At 36.1% G+C, this 421-nt stretch carries 1 protein-coding gene; it reads right to left on the bottom strand.

Annotated features, from left to right (window positions below):
* Positions 1–151 precede the first annotated feature (151 nt).
* Positions 152–421, bottom strand: a 270-nt coding sequence (locus CHM34_RS19660; RefSeq protein ID WP_094266061.1) for a hypothetical protein, incomplete at its 5' end; no start/stop codon positions are given.

Below are 421 nucleotides of genomic sequence, written 5' to 3'. Positions count from 1 at the left end.
ATGTAGGCATGAGGGCTCTTCAAGAACTCCTTCTATATCTACTATAGGTATAACAATGTCCTTCTCCACTCCCATCTATTTTAGTTGCTCCCATAAGGAGTCTTCATCATTTATTCTAGTCGAGGTCTAAGAAGAAGAATATTCTTCAACCCTAGAAGAAGATCCCTATTTTGGATTTTTTCTTTTTGGCAGCAAGTTCAATAGGCAGGCTTTCTATAATTTGTCTTTTACAAAGAGGTATAGATTGTACACTCTTTTCTATGACATACCTAGCTCTCTTTTGTAGTGTATATTGGCCTAGGTTTATGATTAGTCTGCTAGCCAACCTATTCTCTACCTTAGTGGCCTTGTCTGGATAACATTGGGTAAAATTTTTGTTCTTTTCATTCAAGGTTTGAATAATCCCAACAAAGTTATCCAT

It is taken from the genome of Paludifilum halophilum (assembly GCF_002245355.1).
Taxonomy (GTDB): Bacteria; Bacillota; Bacilli; order Thermoactinomycetales; family DSM-45169; genus Paludifilum; species Paludifilum halophilum.
The sequence above is the reverse complement of the archived record's forward strand: the minus strand, read 5'-3'. Positions and strand labels throughout refer to the sequence as shown.